At 50.7% G+C, this 21,396-nt stretch carries 30 protein-coding genes and 2 pseudogenes; 31 read left to right on the forward strand and 1 reads right to left on the reverse strand.

The window, feature by feature from the left end; all coding sequences use genetic code 11:
- Positions 1-255: 255 nt before the first annotated feature.
- The 24 genes and pseudogenes from L3K52_15205 (at position 256) to L3K52_15320 (ending at position 14,228) form a co-directional block, all read left to right on the forward strand.
- A complete protein-coding gene (locus L3K52_15205; protein UOG91528.1) occupies positions 256-1,662 on the forward strand; it encodes a hypothetical protein in 1,407 nt (468 codons plus the stop codon).
- Between the two features lie 14 nt (positions 1,663-1,676).
- Positions 1,677-1,874, forward strand: a complete 198-nt coding sequence (locus tag L3K52_15210; protein ID UOG91529.1) for an Arc family DNA-binding protein — start codon at positions 1,677-1,679, stop codon at positions 1,872-1,874.
- A gap of 375 nt (positions 1,875-2,249) precedes the next feature.
- Entirely contained in the window at positions 2,250-2,921 is a 672-nt protein-coding gene (locus L3K52_15215; protein UOG91530.1) for a hypothetical protein, read from the forward strand.
- A gap of 101 nt (positions 2,922-3,022) precedes the next feature.
- Positions 3,023-4,018, forward strand: coding sequence for an IS30 family transposase (locus L3K52_15220; protein UOG91531.1), 996 nt, complete (start codon positions 3,023-3,025; stop codon positions 4,016-4,018).
- Between the two features lie 697 nt (positions 4,019-4,715).
- Positions 4,716-5,063, forward strand: a complete 348-nt coding sequence (locus L3K52_15225; protein UOG91532.1) for a hypothetical protein — start codon at positions 4,716-4,718, stop codon at positions 5,061-5,063.
- Complete coding sequence (locus L3K52_15230; GenBank protein UOG91533.1) at positions 5,060-5,293, forward strand: hypothetical protein; 234 nt, start codon at positions 5,060-5,062, stop codon at positions 5,291-5,293. The genes L3K52_15225 and L3K52_15230 overlap by 4 nt, the downstream gene beginning before the upstream one ends.
- Positions 5,290-5,601, forward strand: a complete 312-nt coding sequence (locus L3K52_15235; GenBank protein ID UOG91534.1) for a helix-turn-helix domain-containing protein — start codon at positions 5,290-5,292, stop codon at positions 5,599-5,601. Before L3K52_15230 ends, L3K52_15235 begins: the two co-directional genes overlap by 4 nt.
- On the forward strand, positions 5,598-5,801 hold the full coding sequence (locus L3K52_15240) for a hypothetical protein (GenBank protein ID UOG91535.1): 204 nt from the start codon (positions 5,598-5,600) through the stop codon (positions 5,799-5,801). The genes L3K52_15235 and L3K52_15240 overlap by 4 nt, the downstream gene beginning before the upstream one ends.
- Positions 5,798-6,142, forward strand: a complete 345-nt coding sequence (locus L3K52_15245; GenBank protein ID UOG91536.1) for a hypothetical protein — start codon at positions 5,798-5,800, stop codon at positions 6,140-6,142. Before L3K52_15240 ends, L3K52_15245 begins: the two co-directional genes overlap by 4 nt.
- Positions 6,135-7,418: a replication initiation factor domain-containing protein gene (locus L3K52_15250; GenBank protein UOG91537.1), complete on the forward strand. Its 1,284-nt coding sequence runs from the start codon at positions 6,135-6,137 to the stop codon at positions 7,416-7,418. The genes L3K52_15245 and L3K52_15250 overlap by 8 nt, the downstream gene beginning before the upstream one ends.
- A gap of 73 nt (positions 7,419-7,491) precedes the next feature.
- On the forward strand, positions 7,492-7,704 hold the full coding sequence (locus L3K52_15255; GenBank protein ID UOG91538.1) for a hypothetical protein: 213 nt from the start codon (positions 7,492-7,494) through the stop codon (positions 7,702-7,704).
- Positions 7,701-8,084, forward strand: coding sequence for a hypothetical protein (locus L3K52_15260; GenBank protein UOG91539.1), 384 nt, complete (start codon positions 7,701-7,703; stop codon positions 8,082-8,084). Before L3K52_15255 ends, L3K52_15260 begins: the two co-directional genes overlap by 4 nt.
- A 10-nt stretch (positions 8,085-8,094) precedes the next feature.
- The gene (locus L3K52_15265; GenBank protein ID UOG91540.1) at positions 8,095-8,688 is read left to right on the forward strand and encodes a hypothetical protein; all 594 of its coding nucleotides are present in this window, start codon (positions 8,095-8,097) and stop codon (positions 8,686-8,688) included.
- Positions 8,612-9,793 carry a hypothetical protein gene (locus L3K52_15270; protein UOG91541.1) on the forward strand — a complete coding sequence of 394 codons (1,182 nt, stop codon included), beginning with the start codon at positions 8,612-8,614 and terminating at the stop codon, positions 9,791-9,793. Before L3K52_15265 ends, L3K52_15270 begins: the two co-directional genes overlap by 77 nt.
- A gap of 123 nt (positions 9,794-9,916) precedes the next feature.
- Positions 9,917-10,123 (forward strand): hypothetical protein, encoded by a 207-nt coding sequence (locus tag L3K52_15275; protein UOG91542.1) that lies wholly within the window; start codon positions 9,917-9,919, stop codon positions 10,121-10,123.
- Positions 10,124-10,677: 554 nt separating this feature from the next.
- Positions 10,678-10,881, forward strand: a pseudogene (locus tag L3K52_15280) (Arm DNA-binding domain-containing protein).
- Between the two features lie 574 nt (positions 10,882-11,455).
- Positions 11,456-11,959 (forward strand): tyrosine-type recombinase/integrase, encoded by a 504-nt coding sequence (locus tag L3K52_15285; protein UOG91543.1) that lies wholly within the window; start codon positions 11,456-11,458, stop codon positions 11,957-11,959.
- A gap of 15 nt (positions 11,960-11,974) precedes the next feature.
- Entirely contained in the window at positions 11,975-12,514 is a 540-nt protein-coding gene (locus L3K52_15290) for a ProQ/FINO family protein (GenBank protein UOG91544.1), read from the forward strand.
- A 69-nt stretch (positions 12,515-12,583) separates the two neighbouring features.
- The gene (locus tag L3K52_15295; GenBank protein ID UOG91545.1) at positions 12,584-12,874 is read left to right on the forward strand and encodes a BrnT family toxin; all 291 of its coding nucleotides are present in this window, start codon (positions 12,584-12,586) and stop codon (positions 12,872-12,874) included.
- Positions 12,858-13,121, forward strand: a complete 264-nt coding sequence (locus L3K52_15300) for a BrnA antitoxin family protein (GenBank protein UOG91546.1) — start codon at positions 12,858-12,860, stop codon at positions 13,119-13,121. Before L3K52_15295 ends, L3K52_15300 begins: the two co-directional genes overlap by 17 nt.
- Before the next feature lie 11 nt (positions 13,122-13,132).
- Positions 13,133-13,456: a hypothetical protein gene (locus L3K52_15305; protein ID UOG91547.1), complete on the forward strand. Its 324-nt coding sequence runs from the start codon at positions 13,133-13,135 to the stop codon at positions 13,454-13,456.
- 160 nt (positions 13,457-13,616) lie between these two features.
- The gene (locus L3K52_15310) at positions 13,617-13,883 is read left to right on the forward strand and encodes an AbrB/MazE/SpoVT family DNA-binding domain-containing protein (GenBank protein UOG91548.1); all 267 of its coding nucleotides are present in this window, start codon (positions 13,617-13,619) and stop codon (positions 13,881-13,883) included.
- Between the two features lie 65 nt (positions 13,884-13,948).
- Positions 13,949-13,968, forward strand: a pseudogene (locus L3K52_15315) (hypothetical protein).
- A gap of 20 nt (positions 13,969-13,988) precedes the next feature.
- Positions 13,989-14,228: a hypothetical protein gene (locus L3K52_15320; protein UOG94041.1), complete on the forward strand. Its 240-nt coding sequence runs from the start codon at positions 13,989-13,991 to the stop codon at positions 14,226-14,228.
- Positions 14,229-14,423: 195 nt separating this feature from the next.
- On the opposite strand, the gene L3K52_15325 is transcribed toward L3K52_15320, so the two are convergent.
- Positions 14,424-14,648 carry a hypothetical protein gene (locus L3K52_15325; GenBank protein UOG91549.1) on the reverse strand — a complete coding sequence of 75 codons (225 nt, stop codon included), beginning with the start codon at positions 14,646-14,648 and terminating at the stop codon, positions 14,424-14,426.
- A gap of 371 nt (positions 14,649-15,019) precedes the next feature.
- Between L3K52_15325 and L3K52_15330 the strand changes: the two genes are divergently transcribed.
- The 7 genes from L3K52_15330 to L3K52_15360 all read left to right on the forward strand — a co-directional run bounded on the left by L3K52_15330 (position 15,020) and on the right by L3K52_15360 (position 21,298).
- Positions 15,020-15,997: a hypothetical protein gene (locus L3K52_15330; GenBank protein ID UOG91550.1), complete on the forward strand. Its 978-nt coding sequence runs from the start codon at positions 15,020-15,022 to the stop codon at positions 15,995-15,997.
- Positions 15,998-16,517: 520 nt separating this feature from the next.
- A complete protein-coding gene (locus tag L3K52_15335; protein UOG91551.1) occupies positions 16,518-17,321 on the forward strand; it encodes a hypothetical protein in 804 nt (267 codons plus the stop codon).
- Positions 17,322-17,824: 503 nt separating this feature from the next.
- Positions 17,825-18,172, forward strand: coding sequence for a hypothetical protein (locus tag L3K52_15340; protein UOG91552.1), 348 nt, complete (start codon positions 17,825-17,827; stop codon positions 18,170-18,172).
- On the forward strand, positions 18,169-18,399 hold the full coding sequence (locus L3K52_15345) for a hypothetical protein (protein ID UOG91553.1): 231 nt from the start codon (positions 18,169-18,171) through the stop codon (positions 18,397-18,399). The genes L3K52_15340 and L3K52_15345 overlap by 4 nt, the downstream gene beginning before the upstream one ends.
- Positions 18,396-18,707: a helix-turn-helix domain-containing protein gene (locus tag L3K52_15350; protein ID UOG91554.1), complete on the forward strand. Its 312-nt coding sequence runs from the start codon at positions 18,396-18,398 to the stop codon at positions 18,705-18,707. The genes L3K52_15345 and L3K52_15350 overlap by 4 nt, the downstream gene beginning before the upstream one ends.
- 196 nt (positions 18,708-18,903) lie before the next feature.
- Positions 18,904-19,110: a hypothetical protein gene (locus L3K52_15355; protein UOG91555.1), complete on the forward strand. Its 207-nt coding sequence runs from the start codon at positions 18,904-18,906 to the stop codon at positions 19,108-19,110.
- Positions 19,103-21,298 carry a replication endonuclease gene (locus tag L3K52_15360; protein UOG91556.1) on the forward strand — a complete coding sequence of 732 codons (2,196 nt, stop codon included), beginning with the start codon at positions 19,103-19,105 and terminating at the stop codon, positions 21,296-21,298. The genes L3K52_15355 and L3K52_15360 overlap by 8 nt, the downstream gene beginning before the upstream one ends.
- Positions 21,299-21,396: the final 98 nt, after the last annotated feature.

Consider the following 21,396-nt stretch of genomic DNA (forward strand, 5'->3'; position numbering starts at 1 on the left):
GGTAGGGGTGGGGGTCGGCAGAGAAAGCGAATTGCTCTACAGCAAGGTGGGTACTTGGATGTCTGCATGAGTGCTATGCGGTTTTTCTGGGAATTCTTACCAGTGGCAATAAGAAAAAGATAGATAATCGGTAAATGATAAGATTTTATTATGTTTGTGGATTGCCCGCGAAGGGGTAAGCGTGGGTTGTTGAATGTCCCTACTGTCACACGATATGGGCTTACAGTGTGCTTTTTTAGGTACGGACTTATCACCATGAGCATGAAACCACTAGATGACATTATCCGGGGCGCATTGCGCCAGACTAGCGCACATCACAACAAGCGTCTGATTGAACCCTCTGGCAGTGAAGGGGCTTTTGCTGCAATGGTCTTGGCAGAGTTTGACCGGGTTAATGCACAGGCTCTGGTGCGTGAATTCCGCATCTTATCGGGCGCTGAGACGGGCTTCAGCAATGTGGCATTGCCCGCCAGTTATCAACGTGAGGTTATCCGCCAAGCCCTGACGGATTTGAATATTCTGAACTTGGTACGGGTCGCTACGGATTCGGCGGCAATGGCAACCACTGAAATTCCTTACGAAGAGCGTTCAGCGGCTTCTATCCCGAATGACGGCATTGTGTACGAAGGTCAAGGCATCCCGTTTGCTGGCGTGGGTTTGAAGCGTGATACAGCCTATATTCAAGCAATGAAGCTGGCGTTAAAGGTCACTAACGAAGTTATTCACTTCTCGCAGGCAAGCGGCATTAATTGGGATGCGTGGGGCGATAGCATCGCCACGAATGCGCGGGTTATTCGCGAATTAATCAGTTTGCGGATTACCAATGAAATGCAGCGGGCGGCGGATTCCTTCAACGCGGTACACGTTACGGGTGAGGCGTTTACCGCTTCAGCAGATGGCGTGATCAAAACGGCACAATTCCCGATTGTGCGACCGCACCAAGCGCGTGATCTGCAAGGTAATGCCATCGGGAATCCTGAAAACCCGTTAGTGATCACGATCAATGGCACAGCGATTCCATATTTCATCAATAAGAAAGATTTACCGGCTGGTACTTACTGGACATTCAGCAACATTAACCTTGGCTATATCCAGTTGGTTAACCAATTGGGGCAAGTGACGGGCGACGGGTCGGAAGGGACGATTAGCTACAGCACGGCAACCAATCTGTTTAAGTTCGACATTCAAGCGCCAGTCGGTACGAAATACACCCATCACCTGAATGACTTGCTAACCGCTATCGGTGATCGTAAGGCGGTGTTATCCGGGCAACGTTACGCACGTCCTGACTACGCTGTAATGTCTTACATGCTGAATAACGAAGTGACCAAGGCGGAGCAGTTCGTGGCATCCATGCGACGTGATGGCACGGCAACCACCTTGCAAGGTGATTTGGACATGGTGAAGGGTTTGCCAGTGTTCGACACCAACGCACCGGGCGATTTTGGGGATATGCGTATTTTGCTGGGGCAACGTGGCTTAACGGGTTACACCATCGCCAAGCCCTACAGTATGGGCGCACCGTTTGAGGCAACCGATAGCAACGGTTATCCGACGGGAGAAAAGATTGCTTATGGTGAGGAATACAGCGCAATCCATACACCCAAGCCAGTACGCAACCGTTATACATCCGTTTTGGTTTATGACAGTACCACACGTTAATAGGAGGTGTTTCAATGCCCGCAACGCAAGTTAAAACCAAAGTTGAATTCAAGATGACCAAAGTTCCATTCAAGCTTAATTTGCCTGAAGACATTCATGACTGGCTTGCAAAACGTGCTGAAGCTAATGGTCGGGCGCGTAGTTCTGAATTGGTGCAAATTCTGAAAGCCGTAAAAAGCCAAGATGCTGAAAACGTACCAAAGGTTTTGTAGTTGGGATGGCAAGGGGCTTATTGGTATCTGTTCACCCTTGCCTTTAGTGGGTTATGTTTTTGAGTTGGAGCATAGCCCGCTCTTTTTATGCTTATGGAATTATGTATAAATTCCAATGATTTAACGATTTTTTGTTGTGAGCCGCGCTTTTATACCCTGTGGCGTGGCATTCGGGCGGCGGGTAACGTCATGTGGTGCTAATGACCTTAGCACGCAACCCGACCGCCTGCTTTTTATTCCCCATCTGTTGCAATCCCTAACCCCTTCGCATTACCGTCTGCTAAGCCGGGACAATAAAAAAGGGGAAAGTTAGTGGCTTTCCCCTTTTGCGTGTTCCTGAGTAGAAGTTCTGACGATCTGACAGGAAGGTAAAGTATGGGCGAAGGCGCGGGTAACGACAAGAGCCATTATGTGATTGATGGTGAGGACTGGGCAAAGTGCAATAACCCATTCGATACGGTTATTGATGAACTCGCAGAACACGCGCCGCAACTGCTAGGAAACACCGACCATGCAAAGCTAATACGCCAGTCTTTCAGGGCATTCGTGAAGCCAGAAGGCATTATATATTCAGGGATTTTTATTAGAGGAGGCTCGTGCTTTTGGCTGCATTTACTGAGAGCTGAATTGATGAACGAATTCAAGCACAAGACTGTAAAGACCAAGCCGCAAAGATGGTGTGAAATGAGCAAGGGCGTTAAGCGCGAACACTATAAAGACCTGCATAAGCAAGTGGTCAAGATGGTGGGTTCGCTGGAAAAAATGCGCCTAAGCGACGATGAACTATTGTTGTCAGCAATTACAAAAACAGCATCAGAAAACGACACTAGCATCATTGAATTGCTAACCGCGTTAGATGACCACATCAGCAAGTTATCACACCAAAGAAGCACCTTAGAGAAATACATTGATAGCGATATTCGCAAGTCAAAGAAATACATTGATAGCGATATTCGCGGGTCAAAACCTGTAAGTTTGCCTGTTGACGTGCGGGTATTTGTTAAAGTGATGGCGCGGCGATTAGTAAATGGCGAATTCGTATCATAAGTGCATAACCCGTTAATCGAGACGGGGTGCGGCTTTCCTCATAAGGTCAGAGGCAAGATGTGGTAAAAAGCATCCCGAAAAACCACTAACGGGAGAGCCTTATGGCATACGGACATCTTACCTCTGAAGAGAGGCATTATATCGAAACACGGCACAAGATGGAGGATTCCACCACGGCAATAGCGTTAGCACTGGGACGCAGCCAATCGACGATTAGTCGTGAACTGGGTCGTAACCGAGGTCAACGTGGCTACCGTCACAAGCAAGCGCACAACAATGCTCAGTGCCGCCATGCAGAGAAGCCGAAAGCGGTCAAGTTAACCCCGGCACTGACGCTCAGCATTGATAGCCTGCTGGAACAGCAATGGAGTCCTGAACAGATCAGCGGCAGACTAAAAGGAGAAGGCAAGGTGTGTGTTTGCCATGAAGCCATTTACCAGCATGTCCTGAAGGACAAGCGTGCGGGCGGCAAGCTGTACCTGAACCTGCGCCGCCATGCGAAGACCTACCGTAAGCGTTATGGCAGCACCACGGGCAGTGTCAAAGGCATCCCCAACCGGGTGGACATTGACGAACGCCCAGAGGTGGTCAATCAGCGTGAACGGCTAGGCGACTGGGAAGCGGACACCATGATTGGCAAGGGACACCAAGGCGCATTAGTGACACTGGACGAACGCAAATCCAAGCTACGTCTGGCGTTCCCAGTAGCGAACAAGACTGCTGAAGCGGTGACGTGCAGCATTATCACCTTGCTGTCCGGCTTCAAGGAGTGGGTACACACGCTCACCTTCGATAACGGCAAAGAGTTTGCCAAACATGAGCAAGTTGCCCAAGCCATTGGGTGCAAAACGTATTTCGCCAAGCCCTACCATTCGTGGGAGCGCGGGCAAAATGAGAACGCCAATGGGCTGTTACGCCAATACTTCCCCAAAGCAATGGGATTGTTGGACGTGACGACTCGACAGGTGTTGGAGGCTGTACATAAACTCAACAACAGACCAAGGAAATGTCTGGGGTTCAAGACACCTTACGAGGTGTTCCGCGAGCTATCCGGCATGGATGCTGAAAAGTTGGTGGGTTATGCACTTATTACTTGAATTCACCAATCATTTTTCCCTTGATCGTGTGCCAAACCGTTTGATAGCCAGTATTGCCAGCCTAAAATATGAAAAATGGCAAGGTGAGGCTGTGGTGATAACAGAGAAACACGTTGAGGATTTAACAATAAATCAAGACCTTAACGCACCTTTTTAGCCAATACCGGATAGACCCCCCTAAAAAACTTGCACTCTATCCGGTCGGTAGAATCGGGGTTGTGTTGTTCAATGTTCCGTGGAGAACGCCAATCGAAACGATAGGCGAAAAAAAACCCCGAAACCGTATGAAGCGGCGGCGGGGTAGAAACAATTTTACGGAAGCAATTTTATGATACTCACCAGACACACACAACCAAAACCGAATGATTCCTCGAAATCATCCCAAAAAACAAAACACACCTTATCCGCTGATAAGTTGACCGAATCCCCGACTTTCCCCCATACTGCCCCTGTCGATGCAAAGCACCGGCAAACAGCAAAATTCTGGGACTATCATCCCTATATCTGGCGGCAAACCCGCCTTGACGACGCAGCGGGATTTTTTATGCCCGTAGACTTCGCACACAGCGGCTTTATGCCGGGTATGCGTGGAATACAACATGGTGTAAACCGAAACAAGCGCGTCGTGCTCCAGATAGACGATGATAGTACCCGGCAATTTTTGCCAAATATCAAAACTAAATCTGGAGCGGTCATCATGACAGCAATCACTATGGGCAACACTGCCCGCACTCTATCGGCGTACCTGCCACACCTCCCTATTGCACTGCCCAAAGCAGGCAAAAAACGCACCCCGATCACCGACCTTGTGTATGAGTCGACGCAAACCGGCCTGATCGTGTATCAGGACAACATCCCCGTCGCATGGGTATACCCCGGATACCACAAAGGTCAAATCGCCAACCAACCCGCAACGTGCAACTTTGTCGACGTCGCCTTTCACCGTCGCACCGAACACGGGGTGAACCTCGAAACACACGATTTTCTCACCCTGCAAGAAGCCCTCGACTTCGTGCGCACCACCTTCGGCGGAGGTGTGCAATGATCAGTTCGATAGACCGTGTTATCAGCATTGGGAAAGTGTACGAAGACCTCGAAAACCTACACAACGTGATGCAAGTGTGTGTGGATTCGATGCAATACCACAACGTCCTAGAGCTGGACAGTGTTAAGCAGGTGTTGATCAGCGCAACCGAAAAAGCCTATGCCGCCTACAACGCCGCGAAAGAAATTCATGATGAGATGCTGGCGGAATTAAAGGACGGTGAAAAATGAGCACGAAACTCGACACCAGCCCCAACCGCGCAACCCGTCGCATCCGTCGCAACCGTGACGCCATCCGCCGGGCGCAAATCATTGAGCAAATCCCGTCCTACACCGTCAACGGCGATCCGCTGCTAACCGAAAAAGAGTCGGCGGCCTATCTCGCAGTCGGCGCCCGCACGCTCGAAGCATGGCGTCACCGCCACCCCGACCGCCTGCCCCACATCCGTGTCGGGCGCAACGTGCGTTATCGCCGCTCGGTGCTCGATAACTACCTGCAAGCCCAAACCGTCACCGACGGGCGCGGGGTACGCAAATGAGCCACCCACAAACCAACCTGACCCCGGCACTCGATTTGCACCCCGATCACATCGCCCTGACAGATGCGGAATGGATAGAGCGCCTAAGCAAAACCCATGCAGAAATCAAGCGCCGCCAGCAACTGGCGCAACCCGACAACAGTTATGCATTTTCTGCATACCACTATGTGCGTTGGATTAACCGGAGCGTAGGACTATGAACGAACCAACATTATCACTAGTCAAGCTCGCACAAGAGCTTTGCAACAGCGGGCGCACCCCACAAGAGGCCGTCAGTGGTTTGCTGGTGGCAGCGCTCAATAATAAGAGCCTCGAATACCTGCAAGGTGCAGACGTTAATCAAGCCATTGCGGAACTGGAGCGCCGTTTCAGCGGCTACCTGATCAAGCCATGGGAAAGCGCTCTACAAGAATTAGGCTATGCCCTCGAATGCATCCGCCAATTAGTAGCACTGGCAGAAGAGCACGAAACCGACGCGGCGGTGTGTGTACGCGTCGCGCAACGTTTCTTGAAAAAGTTTGAGGGCAACAACCATGGCTAAGCGTTTCGACCGTGACGAATGGGAAGATTCCCTCACCCGCATTAACCGCATTCTGGCAGAGAAACACGCCCGCGAAAGCGGCGCGTTTTCCGCTGTTTCTGGCGACGCTGGCGGCGCTGAATATCCCCCGTACTGTAATACGGGGGGTTATGACGATTCCCACAAAATCAGCAAGTTACAAAAAACCGAAAAATCCTATGACCTGAATGTGACGGCTGTTGACTGGTTGCGCCTAACCACTACCGACCTTGATGCATACGCGCAAACCATGGGCGATTTGCTGGCAGATGGCGGCCTTTTCAACCATGCCGATATGGATGTTAAATGGACAGATAAAGGAATGCACGGCTATGACTCTTCAGCCGCTATCCTGATATGGAAGGACAACGACTACCTGACAGTAGGCCACATTGCCAAGGCTGAATCAGGCCGCAATAAAGGCGGATTGCTGGAGCTAACCGGAACAGGTTGCAAAGTGCTGCAACTCGAACACCCTGCTTTGTGGCTGGAATTGTTCAACTTGTTGCAGTACCACGACTGGCGAATTTCCCGCGTTGACGTGGCGTTAGACCTGCATGGCGAATACGCCCGCGAAATGGGCTACACCGTGCCAAGCCTGCTACTGCAAGCCAAGAATAGCGGCCTGTTCCAGTCCGACCGCCTACGCAATCCCAACATGAAGCAATCATTTAGCATGGCGGGCGATTGGTCGGATTTAGCCATTGGCAACATTACCCCGCACACCTATGACCCGTTAGAGCATTGCCCGGCGGGTTTGACTGCCTATGTCGGCAACCGTAAAACAGCCGATGATTTTTTTCGGGTATACGAAAAAGGCAAAGAGCTATTAGGTGGCATGGCGGAACCCGAAAGCATAGATCGGGGCTGGATCCGCATTGAGCACGAAATGAGCCGCAAAGCCACCGGGCGCAATATCCCGCTTGAAGTCATGTTACGGCCTGATGCGTACTTTTGTGAAAGCCGATCAGGTGTGCGCACAATTCTCGATGCAGTCCGTGAACGCCAGTCATTAGAGGCCGCGCTTCAGTACCAGCGTGAACAATTCAAACGTGAGAAAGGCTTGCTGCTATTCAAAAAGCTGCATTGGGCGCGTCATTCTTACGGGCGCTTAGTGCGCACGCTGGTTGAACAAGGCATGGAAGCGAGCGAAATTGTCGATATGCTTTCTCGCATCAGCGGCTTAAAAGAATTCGTATTCGATCTGGCAGACCCACCACAAGAATACGCGCGGTTTCGGGTAGAGGTGGCTGTATGAGCAAGATATTAAAATTTACCTTTAGACTCGTTGGAACAACTTCCCACGCTCAAAAAACCGGAGGTGATGCGGTATGAAAACCGATTATTACATCAACCTAGATAACGAAGTTGTACAGGTAGAAATGCTCGAATGGCTCGAAGATGGTACGTACTTTGACGAAGATCAAAACGATGATGAAAGCATTCTTGTGGAACTGCCATGTTCTCGTTATTGCATTGGTGATGAAGATGGCGACGGCATCAGCGTATGGCTAAATGAGGATATGCAGGAGGTGATTCTGTGAATCCACTACTTTCACCCGCTGAGCAAACGCACCTCGACACCGTGCGCAACCGTCAGCACTTCCCTGATGACCTTGACCGCACCCCGGCAAAAGCAGGCGTAAGCGATTTTGCCCACTGGTTAGCGCGTCTCGATTATCACGCGGCGTTTGTCCGTGTGGTGCAATTGCTGGTGCTGCTGAGCATCGCTTTCGCCATCTATAAGCTGGTGCTGATCTGGGCTGAATACCCCGGCGTCGCATTCCTGCCATTCCTCAATATGCACACCCCGCTGATGATTTTCAGCGGATTATTCACAGCAACTTACATTCAGCATCGGGAATCCGAAGTTGTGGCAATTATCGCCCTGCTTTCCACGATGATGAATTCATTACTGGTTTAAGGAGAAGATCATGAGACAACAGCAAAATCGAAGCCAAGAAAAAGAAATCATGGAAAAGCAATTAGAAGTACACAAAAAGCAAGACCGGCGCGGCGGTATGCTGCTGAGTTTGGGCGGTGTGTTGACCGCGTTAATGTACTTCATGTTCGAGAAGCACCTGTTTTTGGGTGAAGCAATCACGTGGTCGGCCTATTTCAACGAATGGCATTCGGCACTGGATTTTATCCTGATGTTTGTCATCGTGGTGATGAGCGCAATATTTTTGGCATGGGTAAAACATCATGCATACCTGCACTTCGGTCTATACGGTTCCATCGGCCTGATCGTGTTCACCGTCATCGGGTTTGCCCTGTTCGCGGAATTCTTCAGTAGCAGCGCCAGCCAAGACACCAAAAGCCGGGTACTGCTGCAAAATGATCAAGCCTATCAGTCGACGCTCGCACCCGTCGCCAGCATCGCCCCTGCCCTGCCCACTGAGCAGCAACGCGGCGGCAATTGCCAAGGCCGAACAGATGTATGCTCGCTGCATGGCGAACCTAGGCAAGCCGGGTTACAAGCATTGCGATGGCGACAAAGCCACCTTGAGCAGCCTCAAAGCCTCTGATGCAGCGGCGCTACAGGCAGCAAAAGAAATTGCAATACAGACCAACGCCGCCACCACCAAAATGAACCACGACCGTCAGGACAAGCTCAAAGCCGATTCATACAACGCGGTCATCGTCTCGATTGCGCAAGCGATCGGCTCACTCACTGTCACCGACTACAAGGACAACATCAAAGCCGCAACCGTGCTCACCATGTTGATCGTGGCAATTGCTTTTGAAATCCTCCACCACTTCTTAGCTCACGCGAAAGAACGCGCTCAAAATGCCGTCTATGCAATTGAACTAGAACTAGCCAAGTACGAAGGCTCGGCACTGCCCCCAACATCCGACAACGTGACACCTGACAATGACGGCGCATTCAAACAGACCGGCGTCGGGTTCACTGCCAACCTCGGCAAATCGCCAGCCGCGAACCACTCACCTACCCCGGCGGAAACGGACAAGCCCCTGTTCAAATACCAGCAAAAACCACCAGCCGATCACAGTGGTTTCGTTGGCTTCGTTAATACCAACAACCTGAAAAAATCCGCCAGTGACGAACGCCCATTCTACGGATTCAAGGATGCAAAAAAGCAATCAGCACTCGATGTGCTTAACCTTGCTCACGGATCCGAAGACCGGAAAACCCGCGAAAATCGCACCGTCAACAAAGAGCACTTGCCTACCCTGCCAGCCACTCAGAAAACAGGTTTGACCGGCATCAGAAATCCGGCATTAGGCAAAAATGAAGCGGTTTATGAGCTACCTCTCGCTGCTGAAAATCCACGTGTAATTACACGTGTACCGGATGGCGAAACCACGCTCGATAACGGCCTACAGGCGGCGCAAAAAGCACGTGTAATTACACGTGTACCCGACAACGAATCCACACTCGATAGCGACCTGTACGAAGAACTGAAAGCACGTGTAATTACACGTGAAATCAGTCCAACATTCAGACCTATCATTCAGTGGTTAGCGGGTAAGGCCGTCGGCAAAAACACCCAGCATCGGCAACTGCTGGCAGCGGCGGCGCTCGACCGGATGCACCGTGAAAACGTGTTGACCCTGAACCCAGCGAACGACGGTTCGGGCATCAAAAAAGCCAAGTACATTGTGGTCTAGCCGCAATCACCAGAGCGGGCAGGGTAGCACCTGACCCGCTCCAACCTGACCACCAATCGAACCGGGCAAGCCCCGGTTTTTTCATGCCAGAATAGGCAACAACTCACCAACGGAGAAAACGACGTGTATCAAGACTGGAAACAATGGGCGCGGCTAACCTATGCCGCGATTCTGCTGCTATTGGTGTGGAATCTGCTACAGCCGGAAATGATTCAGCAAGCATTGCACTGGGAAGGCCAGCGCGAAATGGGAAAGAATGCCGCGATGTTTCAGACCATCGTGCTAGTGGTAGCGGCTGGCTTGATGATACCCAAAGGCAAAGCGACTTGAACCGCTCGACACTGACAAACCGCTTAATGATTCTATGCAGTTCGCGCTCGGACTGGTTGTGTCGATAATCGGGTTCACCATCGCCATGCTGTGATGTTTCCGCATCGCGAATCAAAACCTGATCAAGCAAAGCCGTGTCATCTGATGCGGCTTTTTTTGCCCATAGGGTAGGGCGGTAATCTCTTGCGGCTTGTCCCTGCAAAAATCGCAGGGATGACCCCAACATGACCCCGACCAAAACGGGCAAAAATAATGCAGCGGGTAAAATGGCGTAACGCCTTGAAAGAATTGGTGCCCGGAGCCGGACTCGAACCGGCACGCTGTTACCAGCGAGAGATTTTAAGGGCATAAGTAGACTGATAACCGCATAGAACCCATATATTAACTCGCTGAAAGCCAGATCGAGACCAGCCAAGCACCAAACCCGCTACACCCCGACCAACACCGCAAAAGTACGCGCCACAACATGACCCCGAAAAAAACGCAAACATGACCCCGGCGGCGGTTTGCGCTACCATCAAAACCGAACCAAAACCAAACATTCAGGAATTAGCATGGCTAAAAAAACGGCTGAAAAAATCAACTTCACCAAGACAGTGCTAGATGCGCTCGAACCACCCAGCAATGGGCGACGTTACGTATACGACTCAAAAGTGAATGGTTTGCTGCTGATGATCACCCCACCGGGTACAAAATCGTTTCAGGTGCGGAAACACCTCGAAGGCAGGGCGGCGCGTATCACCTTTGGGCGGTTCCCTGACATGACCGTGACGCAAGCGCGGGAAAAAGCCCTCGCAGAACTCTCGCTGATAGCCACCACCCGCCAAACCAGTTACCAGCAAAAGCAGGGCAGGGCAGAGGTACAGCAATTCGCCAACATGACATTGGGGAAAGTGTTCAAGGACTATCTCACCTCACACAAGAATCTGAAGCCCGCTACCATTGCCGATTATGAGCGTTCTATCCGCGTCGGCTTTCCCGACTGGGAGTCACTGCCGCTGAACAGCATCAGCCGCGATATGGTCGAAGAGCGTCACCGCGAACGCAGCCAACACTCCGAAGCACGGGCGAATAACGAAATGCGCGTGTTACGTAGCATTTTCAATTATGCCGCTGAGGAATACTTTGATGACAGCGGGCAACCGCTGATTAAGTCCAACCCGGTCAAGCGCCTCTCGCATAGCCGCGCATGGAACCGGGTAGACCGCAAACAGACCATTATCAAAAATGACGAACTCCCGATCTGGTACGAAGCCGTGAACTCACTCCCGGAATGGTACGGCGGCGCACTGGCTGAGAAGGCGCGGGTCTATTTCCTGCTAACCCTGTTCAGTGGCTACCGGCGCACGCGAGTCCAGCACCTTGCTGTGGGAAAATATCGACCTGATCAACAACACGATCAGGCTGGAAGACACCAAAAACCACCAAGCGCACACACTGCCGCTCACCACCTACACCCGCGATCTGTTGACACAGTGGCAAGCCCGCAGCGGGCAGGGCAGCGGCTTAGTATTCCGGGCGACTGACAACACCTCGCCCCTGTCCAGCGTGGAAGAAGTGATTAAAGCCATCCGTGCCAGGACAAACATTCAATGGGCAATGCACGACCTGCGGCGCACGTTCGCCACCACTGCCGAAAACATCGGTGTTCGCGGTTACACCCTGAAGCGCCTGATCAACCACAAGACCGGCGCGGCGGACGTGACCGGCGGTTACATCGTGACCGACGTGGAAAGCCTCAGAGAACCCATGCAAACCATCACCGACAAGCTCTTAAGCCTGACATCCGGTAAACTATCCGCATCCAAGACCGCACCGGCGGCAATCAATACCTGAAAAGGAAGTTTGGAAATGACCGACACCCCGAAAAAAACCTTAAGCATTACGCGCAAACCTGCTAACAGTGGCCCGGTAAATGCCACCGCTGGCACAATCCAACGCAGCGGCAAACGCATCATCAGGCGTGACGAACTGCCGCAAGTGCAGCGCATCCCCGCACCCAAACCCAAACCAGCCGCCACCGCCAAACCCAAAAAGCCGCGCAAGCCACCCGCACCTAAGAAGCAAGTCACACCACCGTCACAACTGAAAATCCGCGAATTGAACGACCGCCTAAACGCCTTCCGCGTCTGGTTCGACTTCCAACCGCTGGCAATCGGCATTGAAAAGGAAATTTTCCGACTGGTGAACGAGGAGCACTTCCCCGGCGCAAGCAAAAGGGTTGTGCAAAAGCTGCTGAGGATGCACGTTAATCACGGTGTCTACCTGCAAAACCTCAAACACGGCACAGACCGCTATCAGCTCGACGGCACACCCGACGGCACGATTGATGACTATCAGCGCCAGCTCGCAACCGACACCCTGACAACACGCTTGCAGGGTAAGTGCTGAATATTGATTGTTGACAGATTCAGGATAACGGCGCGTAATGTGCATACTGAATACATACAAGGCGAACGTATGAGCGTTGAATGGGACAAGGAAAAGACGAATAAGAACAACAAGGAAAAGTTGAATGAAGCCAAACACAGCATCAGGTTGTCAGATGTTGAACCCGTGCTGTATGACCCCATGGGCGTTACATCCGAAGACGTGACGGCTGAGGGAGAGCATCGCTTTATTACTGTAGGTGCTGATATGTTTGGACGTGTATTGACAGTTGTTTACACATGGCGCGGCGACAACATCCGGCTTATATCGGCACGTAAAGCAACCAACAAGGAGAAACGACATTATGAAAGCGGAATATGATTTAACAGACGGCAAACGCGGCGCGGTGATTCCCGCGAACGGAAAAACACGCATCACCATTTGGATTGATGACGATATTATCGAAGCATTCCGCCAACGTGCTGAAGAGGAGGGTATAGGGTATCAGACGCTAGTGAATCAAACCCTGAGAGCCAGCATGACCACGGGTAAGGCACTGGATGAAGTTGTTTTGCGTCGTATCATTCGTGAAGAGATGCAGGCAGGGAACTTGCAACACGCGGCATAGGTTAGGTAACGATGAGCCTAGACAAAGCCGTTAAGCACGGCAAAGAGCGACGCAAGCCGCATACAGGCGGCAAACTCATTGCTAATTCATGCAGGAATCACGGCGGTTGTCCGTGGTGCGAAGGCAACCGCCTACACAAGCACAAGCGCCGCGAACCCATACCAGACGATCACATCATTGACCCCGAAGAGCCGCACCTGATGCGGCTTTTTTTTGCCTGCTATTCCCCGGCCTGCTTGCGTGTCAAGGTCGGGCGAAGCCCGTTCACTTTAACCTTGACTCGCTTTCTGAAAGTAAACTACTGCAAGGGGTGCAACATGGTTGCACCCCACTAGCCTAGCGGCAATGAGCGACAAAAAGAACACTGCCGATTATCGTTGCCCAAGATATGCGCATGACCGCACGGTTACAGGGCAAGTGCTGAATGAAATAGAATTTTCTTTATGGAAAATACAACTATAATGGATGCTATCAACCCACTAAGGAGGATGCAGAATGACCACCGCAACATTACGCACCGTCGGTAATTCCGTCGCTGTGGTAATCCCTAAGCAATGGCTATCCATGTTAGGGCTGGAAGCAGGCGCAAAAGTAGAAATGAGCATCGAAGGCGGCAAGCTCACATTACAGCCAAAATCAGCGACTAGACGCAAAAAATACAAATTAGCAGACCTGCTAAGTAAGTGTGACCCATCCGCACCTATCCCAACAGCCGTAACCGAATGGGACAACCTACCAGCGACGGGGAATGAAGTATGGTAAAGCGCGGCGGGTTTGAGCGTGGCGATATTGTGAGGGTGAGTTTTAACCCAACTGTGGGGCGTGAGATGCAAGGCGATATGCGCCCCGCATTGGTGCTTTCGACCCGTGAGTTCAATAACACTGTCGGAACTGCTTTCGTTGCCGATTACCCAAGGCGGCAATCTTGCACGGGTAGCAGGGTTCGCCGTGCCATTAATGGGCAGTGGAACGGAAACACAAGGCGTTATTCTGGTTAGCGCAGTAAGAACCCTTGATCTAGTGGGCAGAGGGGCGAAACGAATAGAAATCGCACCTGATAGCATTGTCGATGAAGTGCTTGAAATACTCGCCGGTATCATCGAATAAATATGACAAAAGCCGCCAACATGCTGATCAGGCAGAACTGATGCACAAGTTGACGAAGGTATTACAAGCCCGCTTTGACACCTAATGTGAGGCGACAAGAGGCGGCATGTTATCCACTCGCTGAATAGTAAAACCTGAACAGAAAAAAGCCGGAGTTTATCCGGCTTTTTGTTCTGTCAGTGGTCAGAAAATAGCTTATAAAAAGCCGCGTTTTCTGTTCGTGTCGGGGTGTGAAACCATTTTATTAGCAGTATTGCCCCGGAATTTCATGGATTCGGTTTTTCCGTCTACCAAGTGCTTTATGTCGGTAAGCAATTCTATGGCGGATTTCTCAGAGCAGCGGGTATGCATCTGGATGATCTGCAACAGTTCAGTTTCTTGGTTGTTAAAGGTGTGTGTTGTCATTTTGGAAGATGGCACGTTATATGCTCCTGTTTTGGTTGAGTTGACAGTTAAAAAAAGCCACAGTCTTTCTGTCCGTGTCGGGGTGTGAAACCATTTTATTAGCAGTATTGCCTCGGAATTTCATGGATTCGGTTTTTCCGTCTACCAAGTGCTTTATGTCGGTAAGCAATTCTATGGCGGATTTCTCAGAGCAGCGGGTATGCATCTGGATGATCTGCAACAGTTCAGTTTCTTGGTTGTTAAAGGTGTGTGTTGTCATTTTGGAAGATGGCACGTTATATGCTCCTGTTTTGGTTAAGGTTTTTATTATATCGCTTATTGTTAATAATGGATATGAATCTAATTAGTGATATAATAAAATCTTTATAACTAATGGATTTTAAACAATGGAAAGGCTACAAGATTCTATCAATCTGATTGAAGAAAAAATTATCGGCATGGCGCATATTCAAGAATTGCCTCATGATTTATTTAGGAACGAAGGTGAGTTTTCAGTTATTAAGCGTGGGTTGATAATCTCAAACCATCCAGAGCTTGCAATACTTAACAAAGAATTGGATAAAGCGGAGGTGGTGGCTATGGGCATATTCAGCAAAGCCGATAACAAACCGGCGGCTTATCAGTTTATAGCGGCATGTATAACAAAAGCAGAAATGCAAATCAAAAAAGCGGAAAATGCACGGCATGAAGCAGAGTTGGATATAAAGCGCAATGAAGCAGCGTATCAGGAAACCATAAGAAATCACTCAGTTGCATTGTTAAGTGATTTTGAAATGAATGTGCAAGATATTGACCTTGCCGCGATCAACCAAACCGCAGCCCAGCAACGCCTAAAAAATGCGATTAATGCCGTTAGCTTGCTAACGCTTAAGCTCAATATGTTTAAGAAGATCAAAGCAACAATATTCAAACAGGCATTAAAAGATTACTACGCTGAATTGTATGGCGAAGTAGAAGCAGAATTGAAGGTTTTCTCTGCAAGGTTTGATCAACTCAAAGCGGCGGCATTGTTGGCATTTCCCCAAGCATCAGCATTAGATGGTGGCGCACGGATTAACAGCGAAGTCGCTAACATGGTGGAAAGCCTACGCCATTTCCCCCCAAGTGATTACAAAACTATCTTGAATCGTACCATTGCGGAAAGCCTGACATCTGATCCTGATGAAAACGCTTTGCTTGACAAGATCGGCATCACCTACCAAGCCAAGTTGGATGAATGGAACACTAGCGGTCGTGAAGAACCAGCGAGTGACAATTTCCCAACGGCACAACAACGGGCGAAAGCGGAAAAGGTGAGTTCTGAAATACGTCAACAGAAGTACGGTGCAGACGCTCCACTGAGTCCAAGACCTTACGGCATTTAACGCGGTTAGCGACTGCCTGACAGCTTGAAAATCATCCTGATTCACCGTCATCTGACCGGCTTGCACGTACCAAGCCGGTTTTTTTGCTTTTGCAAGTAGCTGCATGGTTTTGCATAGAAACTGCAAGTGACAAAAACCGCATCCAGCCCTATACCGACAAGGGCTAGGGGTGCGTGACCCAGTGCATATTTTTCGTATAGACAATTTACGCGGGTGCGGTGGGGCAAGTGGGCGACGGTGCGGCGGGGAACATAACGGGGGGAAATGGGGAATGTTCACGGTATTGAGAGGCGGAGTTCATCATTCAGAGCACGCTGGTTCATACATCGTGCAACCGATGACCCCAAGCAACCAGGTTGAGCGGATATTAAGCCCCGTTCAAATCAACGGGCGACTTGATCTATACAGCCGATTGACAGACAGTCGACAACCTAGCGGCATAAAAAAAGGGGAACTGTTGAGAGTTCCCCTTTTTACTTGTCCCCGTGGATGTTATGACGATCTGACAGGAGATAGAAGTATGGTGCAACAGCAAGCAGGGTGCAACCAATGGGGTGGAGAACTTGGAGCAAAAGAGCGTGAGGATTTTCTAACGCTCCCCGAATGGCATAGAAAAATGTTTTTAAACTTTCCTTGTCCTTTGGATACAACAAATATAGAGCGAATCAGAAAAAGCTTGTCTGCTATGAACAATGGCAATGATGAAGCTAATATTTTATGGTCAAGAGCAATTCTTGCACGTCGGAACGCTTCAGAAGAAATGAGTATATTAATGCTTGCCTGCATGGTTTTTCCGATGCTCGAATATAGTGAGAGTAGGGTTACATTTGAGCATAACTTGTTGGAATCTTTAGGCGTTGAGTTAGTAATTTGGCAAGAAGAGCATCCGTACTTTGTCTTTGCATTTTCAGACGAAGAGTACGAACAAATAATTAGGAAACCGGTAAATGTAAACGATGTAAATAAGTTTGCCGAAACAAGACCGCAAGGCTATGAAATTATTTTGGGTCTTACCGTGTGGCAAAATTATATTAAGGAAAGAAAAGAGGAATCAGAAAAATATAGGAAGTATTTATTAGGTGAGATTTTTGGAGACGATCAACAGTTATCACCCGAACTGCTACCAGAGCCAGCACCAGCAGCACCACCACAAAAAAAGAGCGCCTACCAACTCGAAAAAGAAAAATATCGCAGAGCTGTTTATCAGGAAGTAATGAACGAAATGGGCGTTTCAACCAAGAAAGGCATATTGGTAGAGGAGGCGGCGAAACGTGCGGAATGTAGCGAGAAAATGATTAGAGAAGCGCTAAAAGCTGGTGAGTAATCGTTTGGAGGTTTTTGGTAATTTTTGGTAGTTTTTGGTGATTTACGCGACTATAAGTAAAAAATCGGCACAATAAAAAAAGGCCAGCAATGCCGCTGGCCTTGGAAAAAAGTACAGCCGATATGATAACCAGACACCAACAAGCATTCAATCACCAAAACACGAAACCGAATGATTCCTCGAAATCATCCAAAAAAACCAAACACATCTTATCCGCTGATAAGTTGACCGAATCCCCGACTTTCCCCCATACTGTCCCTGTCGATGCAAATCATCGGCAAACAGCAAAATTCTGGGACTCTTATCCCGACACTAGGCGGCAACACCGCCAACACGATGCAGGCGGTTTTTTTTCGTCTGTAGACTACGCAAGCGGTTTTATGCCGGGTATGCGTGGACTACCAGAGGAAGCAATTCCGAATAAGCGCGTCGTGTTCCTAGTGAGCGATAAGAGTACCCGGCAATTTTTGCCAAATCTTAAAACTCAATTAGGAGCGGTCAACATGACAGCACTCACTATGGGCAACACTGCCCGCACTCTATCGGCGTACTTGCCACACCTCCCTATTGCACTGCCCAAAGCAGGCAAAAAACGCACCCCGATCACCGACCTTGTGTATGAGTCGACGCAAACCGGCCTGATCGTGTATCAGGACAACACCCCTGTTGCATGGGTTTATCCCGGATACCACCAAGGCCAAATCGCCAACCAACCCGCAACGTGCAACTTTGTCGACGTCGCCTTTCACCGTCGCACTGAGCACGGCGTGAACCTCGAAACACACGATTTTCTCACCCTGCAAGAAGCCCTCGACTTCGTGCGCACCACCTTCGGCGGAGGTGCAAAATGATCAGCCTGCAAGACACTATCCTAGGCACAAGCAAGGAACTGTGGGCGCTGCAATGCCTTGCCAGCATTGGCAAAAAGGCCGCGTTTGACGAATGCGAACCCGCAGAACTGGCACACCTGTTTGAAGCCATCGAGAAGCGCCTCGAAGCCGTGCAAACCACCATGTATAACCTCGGTTATTCCGATCTGATCAAGGCCGCAACTGCCATGCAAGGCGGTGCTGCATGAGCATGAAAGTCGACACCAGCCCCAACCGCGCAACCCGTCGCATCCGTCGCAACCGTGACGCCATCCGCCGGGCGCAAATCATTGAGCAAATCCCGTCCTACACCATCAACGGCGACCCGCTGCTAACCGAAAAAGAGTCGGCGGCCTATCTCGCAGTCGGCGCTCGAACGCTCGAAGCATGGCGTCACCGCCACCCCGACCGCCTGCCCCACATCCGTGTCGGGCGCAACGTGCGCTATCGCCGCTCGGTGCTCGATAACTACCTGCAAGCCCAAACCGTCACCGACGGGCGCGGGGTGAAAAAATGATGTTCCCTAACGCAATTGTCGTGGATGGGCTAACCCTCCACCGCGATCACATCACCCTGATAGACCCCGACTGGATAGCGCGTCTTCCAAAAACAGATGCAGAGGTAAAGCGCCGCCAACAACTGGCGAAACCCGACAACACCTATGAGTTTTCAGCCGCGCAGTGGATGCGGTGGATTAACCGGAGCGTAAGTCTATGAGTCAGCAAATTATCGCCCTATTAGCGCAACTGAAAGGAAGTGGCGCGTCATCGTTGAATGTATTCGCCAAGTGCGCCACCGACGATTACAGCACCGATCTACGCAAGCAAGACATGCTCACCACCATCATGCTGATCTTGGATGAACTCGATGAAATCCGCACCGGCCTGAAACGCGAAACGGAGGGTAGCACTCATGGCTAAGCAAAACGTCAATGGCTATACGCTCGACTGCGACAAGCTGGACACTGCCACCATCGGTTACAAGATCATGGGCTTGCCCTTCGTTATGCGCGATCTGGTAGCGTCGCAATACTCCAACCTGTACCGCACCACCCTCACCACCTATCCCGAAACCGTCGGTGATGACAATCCGGTGATTCAACGCCTCGCCAAAATCGAAGCGCGTACCCGTGCGAATACCTACCTCGCCAGCGTCATGCAGCAAGTCAAAGATCACGTCGGCAAAGAAACCTATCTCGAAACCCACGACCGCCTCAAACTGCAATTTCTGATGCTGTGGGAACAGCACGCGCCAGATTCTATTCTGCTGGACAAAGAGCAAGACGGAGCGCTCGACGACGAATCAGCCAAGGAACTGAAGCGCCAACGACTGGCACGTCGTAACGCGATCAAAGCATTTTTAGCGGCTGAGAACATCACCTACCCCGGCGGCACGAACGACGATAAAAACGGCAATGGCAGCCGCTACAATCGCCTTGTGAATCGCAAATGGTTGCAAGATCAAGTGCGGGTTCGCGGTGGGCGTAGCACCTACGAACGCGCCAGACAAGCCGGGCGCATCGGCAAACACAAACAAGCCGAACTCTACATAACCGAAGAGGATTATCAAAAGTACCTAGACAGCAAAGCCAGTGCCATGCAGTACATGAAGGACACCGTTTTCATCTCGCACGAAGATGACGAAGTGGAAATGCTCGATGTGTACAACAGCACCACCGCCAACCCTCGCAACCGCAAAACCCAACTCATGACTCAAGTAGCGGGCATGGTCAAATATGCCGACAAACACGGCTACGCTTTCGTCATGATCACCCCCACGGCGGCAAGTGAGCACCACCCCGCCCCACGGCTGGAAGATGGCGAAATCCGCGTGAATCCGCGTTATCTCGCTGTAAAACCCAACTGGACAGCCAAAAAAACCCACGAACACCTTAACGCCATTGCTGAGCGCGTATTCAGTGCGCTTGATCGTGAAGGCGTGGAATTTTACGGATTCAAAGGCATTGAGGCACACAAGGACGGCACACCTCACCATCACTATGGATTTTTCTATAAGGACGTACCCGGCAATAAGCGCAAAGTTCACAGCGCGTTTGCATGGTATTTTCAAGAACTCGACAAGGTAGTCAGTGACGGCGTGGTGTTGGGCGACGTTGGCAAATACAAGCACCGTCGCAAAATGTCCCGCGAACAGCAAGCCGCGATCAAGCAGCATTTGCACGACACCCAGCCCGGCGCGTTAAAAGTTCGCGTCACCTTCGTGTATCCAGATACGGCAATAAGCAAGTTAAGCACTTACATCCTAAAAAGCCTGCTGAACTACGTGGTCAAGGACGTTGCTGATAAAGATGCAGACGGTGATGCAATCGACCTCACCGAAAAGCAGCAAGAGGCGGCGGCGCGTCAACAGCGCATTGCAGCATGGGCGTCGCTGAACGGCATCCGCCAATTCTCGACCATCCGCACCGGGGCAAGCATGGGTGTCTATCAGGAATTGCGGCGCATCCACTCCCCTGTGGAAGGCTCGACGCAACTCGAACAAGAGCGCCTCGCTTGCGTGGGCAGTTACGGCACGGAACAGCACGAAGACCCGGAAACCCGCCTCAATGCCGATTTTTGCCGTTACATGGAATTACGCCGGAATCCGCTCGACGATGCAGAACCCGTAGAACTCTGGAAAGTGACCGACACCGAAAGCGACAACATCACCATTAAATTCAATGAATTCAGTGATGAAGTTGGGCGCGTACAGGGCGTGCGCTGCAACGAAGATGCAAACACCCTCCTCGAAATCAATACCCGCCCCATCAGATGGCGTGCAATCAACCTGCCCATGCTGATTGATGACCTCGCAGAAACGGAGTTACCCCCAACCCAACCGGGCGACCTGATCGACCCCGATTACCGCGCAGCGGTTACGAAAGTATGGTCGGACATCGTGACCACCGCTCGCACTGACAAAACGGTTCACGAACTGGCGCGTGGTGTCTATCACCACCCACTCTCCCCCGCCGTAGGCGTCTCTTTTCGTGATCGGGCGAAGCCCATCACCACTTGGAAGATTAGAAATAATCCCACGGTTTCCGGCGAACGCTCAAAAAATGGGCAAATGCAGCAAGGAGGCGATCATGTTCAGGTCACAGCCTAACAATCGACAATTTGACCGCCCAAAAATGGAAAAAATGGGTTTTTCACGGGAAACGTCTATGCAGATGAAACTCGGACTCGTTGGAGCAACTTCCCACG

It is taken from the genome of Candidatus Thiothrix sulfatifontis (genome assembly GCA_022828425.1).
GTDB lineage: Bacteria > Pseudomonadota > Gammaproteobacteria > Thiotrichales > Thiotrichaceae > Thiothrix > Thiothrix sulfatifontis.

Bases quoted from the DNA above. Each gene is read 5' to 3' on its own strand.
- L3K52_15230 (UOG91533.1), top strand. From the start codon at position 5,060: ATGATCAGTTCGATAGACCGTGTTATCAGCATTGGGAAAGTGTACGAA.
- L3K52_15300 (UOG91546.1), top strand. From the start codon at position 12,858: ATGAAAGCGGAATATGATTTAACAGACGGCAAACGCGGCGCGGTGATT.
- L3K52_15205 (UOG91528.1), top strand. From the start codon at position 256: ATGAGCATGAAACCACTAGATGACATTATCCGGGGCGCATTGCGCCAG.
- L3K52_15210 (UOG91529.1), top strand. From the start codon at position 1,677: ATGCCCGCAACGCAAGTTAAAACCAAAGTTGAATTCAAGATGACCAAA.
- L3K52_15255 (UOG91538.1), top strand. From the start codon at position 7,492: ATGAAAACCGATTATTACATCAACCTAGATAACGAAGTTGTACAGGTA.
- L3K52_15310 (UOG91548.1), top strand. From the start codon at position 13,617: ATGACCACCGCAACATTACGCACCGTCGGTAATTCCGTCGCTGTGGTA.
- L3K52_15295 (UOG91545.1), top strand. From the start codon at position 12,584: ATGAGCGTTGAATGGGACAAGGAAAAGACGAATAAGAACAACAAGGAA.
- L3K52_15265 (UOG91540.1), top strand. From the start codon at position 8,095: ATGAGACAACAGCAAAATCGAAGCCAAGAAAAAGAAATCATGGAAAAG.
- L3K52_15345 (UOG91553.1), top strand. From the start codon at position 18,169: ATGATCAGCCTGCAAGACACTATCCTAGGCACAAGCAAGGAACTGTGG.
- L3K52_15270 (UOG91541.1), top strand. From the start codon at position 8,612: ATGGCGAACCTAGGCAAGCCGGGTTACAAGCATTGCGATGGCGACAAA.
- L3K52_15250 (UOG91537.1), top strand. From the start codon at position 6,135: ATGGCTAAGCGTTTCGACCGTGACGAATGGGAAGATTCCCTCACCCGC.
- L3K52_15220 (UOG91531.1), top strand. From the start codon at position 3,023: ATGGCATACGGACATCTTACCTCTGAAGAGAGGCATTATATCGAAACA.
- L3K52_15360 (UOG91556.1), top strand. From the start codon at position 19,103: ATGGCTAAGCAAAACGTCAATGGCTATACGCTCGACTGCGACAAGCTG.
- L3K52_15305 (UOG91547.1), top strand. From the start codon at position 13,133: ATGAGCCTAGACAAAGCCGTTAAGCACGGCAAAGAGCGACGCAAGCCG.
- L3K52_15330 (UOG91550.1), top strand. From the start codon at position 15,020: ATGGAAAGGCTACAAGATTCTATCAATCTGATTGAAGAAAAAATTATC.
- L3K52_15355 (UOG91555.1), top strand. From the start codon at position 18,904: ATGAGTCAGCAAATTATCGCCCTATTAGCGCAACTGAAAGGAAGTGGC.
- L3K52_15215 (UOG91530.1), top strand. From the start codon at position 2,250: ATGGGCGAAGGCGCGGGTAACGACAAGAGCCATTATGTGATTGATGGT.
- L3K52_15235 (UOG91534.1), top strand. From the start codon at position 5,290: ATGAGCACGAAACTCGACACCAGCCCCAACCGCGCAACCCGTCGCATC.
- L3K52_15245 (UOG91536.1), top strand. From the start codon at position 5,798: ATGAACGAACCAACATTATCACTAGTCAAGCTCGCACAAGAGCTTTGC.
- L3K52_15335 (UOG91551.1), top strand. From the start codon at position 16,518: ATGGTGCAACAGCAAGCAGGGTGCAACCAATGGGGTGGAGAACTTGGA.
- L3K52_15290 (UOG91544.1), top strand. From the start codon at position 11,975: ATGACCGACACCCCGAAAAAAACCTTAAGCATTACGCGCAAACCTGCT.
- L3K52_15225 (UOG91532.1), top strand. From the start codon at position 4,716: ATGACAGCAATCACTATGGGCAACACTGCCCGCACTCTATCGGCGTAC.
- L3K52_15340 (UOG91552.1), top strand. From the start codon at position 17,825: ATGACAGCACTCACTATGGGCAACACTGCCCGCACTCTATCGGCGTAC.
- L3K52_15240 (UOG91535.1), top strand. From the start codon at position 5,598: ATGAGCCACCCACAAACCAACCTGACCCCGGCACTCGATTTGCACCCC.
- L3K52_15350 (UOG91554.1), top strand. From the start codon at position 18,396: ATGAGCATGAAAGTCGACACCAGCCCCAACCGCGCAACCCGTCGCATC.